Below are 6,679 nucleotides of genomic sequence, written 5' to 3'. Positions count from 1 at the left end.
TGCGCTCAATGCGGGAACCACTACAACACCAAACGACCCCACAGTGCTCTGGGCTACCGCCTACCTGCGACAGAGGCTATCGTACCGATAGACCAAAGGCCAGTGATGCACTAACTTTCAATCTGGACCACTCAAATGGGGCTGCTCAGGATGAATTTCATTGAGACTGATTTGTCTGTCTGAAGGGTTTAGGATGCTGGCAGTATCTCCTTATATTCTGAGTGTTTTGAGTGAAAAACTCAATTGTGATCATCTTGATGGCAATTATATTGTCGTCTGGCTGCGCGTTTTCTTTCAAGTCGTCGTGATGAAGGCGCTTAATGTTGACATGAGCTCAGCAATGCCTAAGAGTTAATTGATGAATTTTCGTAGTGGTTTGGTCGGGGAGGACTGAGCTACTGCAAGAACTAATAAGCCGGGACATAATAGTATCGCCAAACTAGCCGGCTGGGGGAGAGTAATATGCGTCTGTTTTCCTACAAAAACAGAAAGGTTCATCTTGGGCCATATCCTTCTGAACGATTGAAGCGGACGCATGAGGCGGTTGATCTGAGGCTTGTGCCCGAGGTGATGCCAACGGTTTTCTCACAGGCCGATAATCCAGAGATCCTGTGCAACTCGATGGCATCCTTCAGCGCGATCATGGATGCGATCCGCGATGGGGCACACAACGCCAAGCCCTCAGAGATCCCAGATGATCCGCAGGAGAGGGCTAATCACCTCAAAGCTGCTGGTTATTTCTTCGATGCCACTATGATGGGTACGTGTGATCTGGTTCCTGATCATTTTCTTGAGCGATCGCTGCGTAATCCTGATCTGGATAAGCTCGCAAAAGATCTTCAGACCTTTCAGCCCAAGACTCTGGCAGCTGGCATTGACGTGACCATGGCAGATGTCCGCGATAGTGCGGCATCCACCCCCGGACCTGTGACACATCATGGCTCTGCGCTTGTGGTGCTGATGGAGCATCCGCGTGAGCCGAGAGCTGATGAGCCAGGTGGTGATTGGATTGTGGGTACCTGCGAGCAGCGTTCTGCTATCCGCGCGGCTGAAGTGGCTGTGGTTCTGGCCAACTACCTGCGCCTGTTGGGTGTTGAGGCGCGTGCGCATACCACGAGCAGTGCTGATGTGGATTTGAACCGGCTGGCGGTTTCTGCCGGATTGGTGGAGGTGCTTGAGAAAGAAAGTGAAACAGTCGTTTCCAATCCATATGTTGGCCGCGAGTTTACACTGGCAGCTGTGACGACCACGCTTGAACTGACACCTGATCAGCCGCTTGCACCACGGAAACTAGCGGATGTCTGGAGTTCTCACGGCCCTGCATGGCAGTTGGGAATGGGGACATTCAAGAATGCCTTTAATCGCAAACCGTTTGAGAACCGCGATTACCACATGGGGGCGTTCCCGTTTGAGAAGATCAAGCGGGTTAATGAAACAACGACCTTTATTGACGAGCCGCGCGTGCCACGTGTCCCCAAACGGACGGACATGTTTGCGCGTGCTCTTTTTGGCGACATGGGTAAGTCCCTTCAGGAAGCTGCCAAAAATGGCGGTTATCTCGCCAAAAACCCGATGGGGTACTGCGCCCGCCGTGCGCTTGCCGCGCTGATCTTGCTGCAAGATGGTGAGACCGCCTCTGAAGTTCCGCCGAGTGCCGTGGACCCGGATAAAAATGCGGCCAACGTAAAGTCGGCACTCTATTTCCTTGGTGCTGATGCGGTTGGCCTATCCCGCTGCCCAGATCACGCCTACTATTCTCATGATGCACGCGGTGAGCCAATTACGCCTTACCATAAAAACGCGATCTCCATTCTGGTGGATCAAGGGCATGAGACGATGGAGGGCGCAAGCGGAGATGATTGGATCTCCGGTGCACAGTCGATGCGAGCGTATCTGCGAACCTCCATTATTGGCGGTATCGTTGCCGAGCAAATCCGCCGCCTGGGGTATCCGGCCCGCTGTCATTCTGTCGTTGATGGTGAAGTTCTTCAGCCACCGCTGTTACTGCTTTCTGGTCTTGGTGAAGTGAGCCGTATTGGCGAGGTTATTCTGAACCCTTACCTTGGCCCGCGCTTAAAATCTGGCGTGGTGACGACGGATATGCCGTTCACCTACGACAAGCCAATTGATTTTGGCCTGCAACGCTTTTGCGAAAGCTGCAATAAATGTGCGCGTGAGTGTCCATCTGGGGCGATCACAGCTGGGCCGAAACGTATGTTCAATGGCTACGAGATCTGGAAGTCAGACTCTGAGAAGTGCGCGCGTTACCGTGTGTCCCAGCCAGCGGGATCCTTGTGTGGTCGCTGCATGAAAACATGTCCGTGGAATCTTGAAGGATTGTTCAGCGAAGCTCCGTTCCGCTGGACAGCAATGAAGATGCCATCTTCTGCCAAAGTTCTTGCCAAGCTGGATGACAAGCTTGGCAACGGATCCATAAACCCTGTCAAAAAGTGGTGGTGGGATCTGGTTGCGAGCAGTGATGGTAATTATGTGATTGCTGAAGAGACCAATGCGCGCGAATTGCAGCTCGACCTTGATCTTAAATATGAAGATCAAACACTGGCGGTGTATCCAGCCAATCTTGCGCCGCATCCATGGCCATTTCCGTTCATGATGGACCGGGAAGCAGGGATCAAGGCCTATCAGGGTATGATTTCAGCTGAGGAATACAAAGCCCGCCTTGCAGCTGGGTCGAATGACCTGGCTCCTGTTTATGAGGTCAGTGCGAGTTCGTCACCGGTCTTAGCAGTTCGCCTGTCTAAGGTGGATGTGGAAGCGGAAGGTGTATCCCGCTACGAGTTCATGTTGGATGATGGCTCGCCGTTGCCTGTGTTTGAAGCTGGAGCGCATATCGATGTTGTTGTGGCTCCTGAGTTTTTGCGCCAGTACTCACTGGCGGGCGATCCGGCAGACAGCAGTAAATATGTGATTGGTGTTTTGGAAGAGAAAGAGGGGCGCGGCGGTTCAGCGCTCATGCACCGGATCTTCGATGAAGGACGCCGAGTTTTCATTTCCAAGCCGATCAATCATTTTCCGCTGCATGAAGATGCAAAGAAAACACTGCTCTTTGGCGGTGGAATTGGCGTGACACCAATGATTGCAATGGCGCATCGTTTGCATGTGCTTGGGAAGCCTTTTGAGTTGCACTACTGTTTCCGTCATCGCCACAAGGCTGGGTTCATCGATGAAATTCAGCGAGCACCTTGGGCGGATAAGGCTTTCATTCATTGTTCCAGTGAAGGAAAGCGGGCAGATCTGAGTACAATTCTGGCTGACTTTGAAGACGGCTATCATGTTTACACGTGTGGTCCGGATGTCTTTATGGATGGAGTGCTGGAGACTGCTGCTGCTCAAGGCTGGTCTGAGGAGAGCTTACATAAAGAGTATTTCTCGGTTCCGGATCAGGGTGATTATGTCAACACAAGCTTCTTTGTAAAACTGGCGTCAACGGGTGAGCGTATTGAGATTCCAGAGGACAAAAGCGCAGCTGATGTCCTGAACGAGAAGGGAATTTCCGTGCTAACCAAATGCTCGGATGGCATTTGCGGGGTCTGCACGGCCAAATATCAAGGTGCCGAAGTGGAGCATCGTGACTTTGTGCTGAGTGGGAAAGAAAAAGAAGACACTCTGGTTCTGTGCTGTTCCCGGGCGAAGAATGAGGGCGCTGAGCTTCGACTTGAGCTCTAGACGAATTTTTCATGATGTGGTTTTGACGTTTTGAGGTGGGAACTATTGTTTCCGCCTCTTATAACTTTCTAGTGCTCTCCTGTAGCTAAGTTAGAATGCGCGCTATTTGTCGAGATTTCTGAATTGGCGAGAGCATATACTCATCCAGATCGGTGGATTACGCCCATATTGCTGTTGGGCCGTAATGCTCAACCGAACTTAGAGCAACTTTAAGGGCTGAAAATTCCAGAGGTTGATTGGGCTGCTGGGTTCTCCCATTGGCCAATTCCCTCAAATATAACGGCGTTATATTTTTATTGAGTCGTTATGGGAGGGAACTATGACTAAGGTACTTTATGAAAAAGATGGCCGTATCGCACGCATCACACTGAACAGGCCTGAGGTGATGAATGCTATTGATATGGATATTCCGCAAGAGCTGGCGGCTTGTGTGGCACGGGCGAACTCAGATGACGGTGTTCATGTCATTGTGCTTGGCGGTAATGGGCCTGCGTTTTGTGCGGGATATGACCTGACGGCTTATGCTGAAACGGAGGGAAGTAATCCGGGTGTTCAGGAAATGCCTTGGGATCCTATGAAGGATTATGCCTTCATGAAACAAAACACAGATCTATTTATGTCGTTGTGGCGCAGTTATCGGCCTGTCATTGCAAAAGTGCATGGCCACGCCGTTGCAGGTGGTTCCGACATTGCATTGTGTTCTGACATGATTGTTATGGCAGAGGATGCGCATATTGGTTACATGCCGGTCCGAGTGTGGGGATGTCCTACAACTGCAATGTGGGTTTATCGGCTTGGCCCGGAACGTGCAAAACGCATGCTGTTGACTGGCGACAAAATTGATGGTCGAGAGGCAGAGCGAATTGGTCTGATCCATAAAGCTGTGCCCTTAGATCAAATTGATGAGGAAGTTGAAAAGCTTGCTGAGCGGATGGCTGGTATTCCGGTGAACCAGCTGATGATGCAAAAACTCATGATCAACCAGGCGATTGAGTCCATGGGGCTTTACCAGACGCAAATGATAGCGACGCTCTTTGATGGTATTACGCGCCATAGCCCTGAAGGCATGAATTTCAAACAGCGGGCGGAAGACGTGTCTTGGAAACAGGCTGTTCGCGAGCGTGATCAGGGCACATTTGATTGGACCGCTAATCGCCCGATGAATGCGCCTCTTTAATGTGAGAAACGATGCCTGATTTACATGATCAAGAAAGCACCAAGGTTGATGCCCGCCAAATGCGAGCAGACCATCTGAGAGGGACACGCCGGTCGCTCATTGTGAATGCTGCACGTGATGTTTTCACAAAAGAAGGTCTCGACGGGGCTTCGATGCGCTCTATTGCCCGAACTGCCGGATGTACAACCGGTGCAATCTACCCCTACTTTCATGGCAAAGAAGAGCTTTACTGTGCTGTTTTACAAGAAGCGCTAGAGCAGCTGCATATCAACGTTACCGAGGCCATTGAAACCTGCTTGTCTATAGAAGAGAAGGCTCAGGCTGGTGTACTTGCATTCTTTGATTTCTATAATGAACGCCCGGATGATCTTGCTTTGGGTTTGTATGTGTTCAGTGGATTGAAGCGGGTTGGATTGGGGCGTGAGCTTGATGGTGTTCTTAACGTGCAAGTTAGTAGGGTGATTGCATTGATTGAGGGGTGCGCTCGTGCTGGAGGGCGGTCTCCGGAATGGCCGGCTGGTGCGATTGCACATTGCATGGGGTTGTTAGTGATGGGGCATACTGGCCGGTTGTCTCACTGGGACTATGACGGGCGCTACCTGTTGGAACAGTTATTACGTCGGTGATTGGCCTTTGCCTTCTTTCTAGGTGAAAGCCGGATGGTGCATTCCAGCTTGGCGAAATGTAAATTAGCCTACAGCAGAGCGCGATCTACTCAATAAGTTCATTATTCAGTTGTCAAAGAACTCGGATTTTACCGATAGTCGGGTTGTCTGTGTTGGTTTTGATAGTGCAGCTTGTTTTGATAGTGCAGCTTGTTTTGATCTCGGTCTATTCCCGTAATGTTCCCCTTGAGTCTTTGTTGGCGGTGATTTGGTTGCCGGGATTGGGTTGATATTTGGAATTGGTTTGATTTGAAGGCTTGAGGTGGTTTGGGTTTGGCCGTTTGCTTTGGGTGCTGATGTTATTTGTGCTTGTTGCATGTTGGGACAGGAGTGCTTTGTGAAGAAGTGCTGGCTTTATGGTTTGTCCGATGCCGATGCCGATGCCGATGCCGATGCCGAAGTTGTCGTGCTGAGTGCGGGGATATGTTTTTCTGGAGTGGGAATAGATGTTGGCAGATGGGGAATAAGTCTGCTGCTGAGCCTTGCTCCTGGTTGCTTCCTTGGACTGTCTTGGTGCGAGGTCTTTTGCGGACTTGCTTTGCCGTTTGGCTTGCTGATTTTACATAGCAACGCATCATTGCGGATTTGAACGCAAAAAAACGCAAAGCGTCTCAAAACTGGTGTTGTGGTGTCTTGGAGCTGCTGAAGGTGGCTTTTGTTGCTCTTTACGTGTTGTTTGGGTTCACGGTTCATTGTTGTTAGAGCCGATCAACTAACTATCGCGCTCTTTATATGCAGCTGGTCTTTCTCTTACGTCTCCCTTTGAATGATTGCCTCTGATTGGTGATGCTCCTCTTCCTGGGTGTTGCCTTGGCTTGTTCTGCACTGTGGCGCTAGCTGTAAGAGTAGAGGGTAGGGGATGTTTGATGCCAGGATCTCTGTTTACCTTTTTGTCAGGCTCTCTTGTGTGTTTCCAATCTCTGATTGTTGCTCTTGGAATGCTGTGTTGTTTAGCGGCGTTCTTTTTTAGTCAGCTTTTGTGGGTTTGGTGGCGGTCCTGATTGAGTTGTGTGTTTTCCAAGTGTCTGTGCAAATTTTGTTTTTGTTAATTTTTGTTGTTTGTTTGGTTGTTATTGGCTTGTTTCTGCGGTTTTAGGGTGTCTGGTGGTGGTGTGTGGGTTGATATATGAAGTTATTGAATTGTTTGAAT

At 50.2% G+C, this 6,679-nt stretch carries 4 protein-coding genes; all 4 read left to right on the top strand.

Features of this window, described 5'->3' with window-relative positions; translation table 11 throughout:
* Positions 1 to 462 precede the first annotated feature (462 nt).
* The 4 genes from PsAD37_RS20685 to PsAD37_RS20670 all read left to right on the top strand — a co-directional run bounded on the left by PsAD37_RS20685 (position 463) and on the right by PsAD37_RS20670 (position 6,118).
* Positions 463 to 3,687 carry a 4Fe-4S dicluster domain-containing protein gene (locus tag PsAD37_RS20685; RefSeq protein WP_063297750.1) on the top strand — a complete coding sequence of 1,075 codons (3,225 nt, stop codon included), beginning with the start codon at positions 463 to 465 and terminating at the stop codon, positions 3,685 to 3,687.
* Between the two features lie 319 nt (positions 3,688 to 4,006).
* Positions 4,007 to 4,864, top strand: a complete 858-nt coding sequence (locus tag PsAD37_RS20680) for a crotonase/enoyl-CoA hydratase family protein (RefSeq protein ID WP_063297749.1) — start codon at positions 4,007 to 4,009, stop codon at positions 4,862 to 4,864.
* Positions 4,865 to 4,875: 11 nt separating this feature from the next.
* Positions 4,876 to 5,490, top strand: coding sequence for a TetR/AcrR family transcriptional regulator (locus PsAD37_RS20675; protein ID WP_063297748.1), 615 nt, complete (start codon positions 4,876 to 4,878; stop codon positions 5,488 to 5,490).
* Positions 5,491 to 5,866: 376 nt separating this feature from the next.
* The gene (locus PsAD37_RS20670) at positions 5,867 to 6,118 is read left to right on the top strand and encodes a hypothetical protein (protein ID WP_153039821.1); all 252 of its coding nucleotides are present in this window, start codon (positions 5,867 to 5,869) and stop codon (positions 6,116 to 6,118) included.
* Positions 6,119 to 6,679: the final 561 nt, after the last annotated feature.

This window comes from Pseudovibrio sp. Ad37 (assembly GCF_001623075.1).
Classification (GTDB): Bacteria; Pseudomonadota; Alphaproteobacteria; order Rhizobiales; family Stappiaceae; genus Pseudovibrio.
Note: the sequence above shows the minus strand (reverse complement) of the source record. Positions and strands in the feature narration are given on the sequence as shown.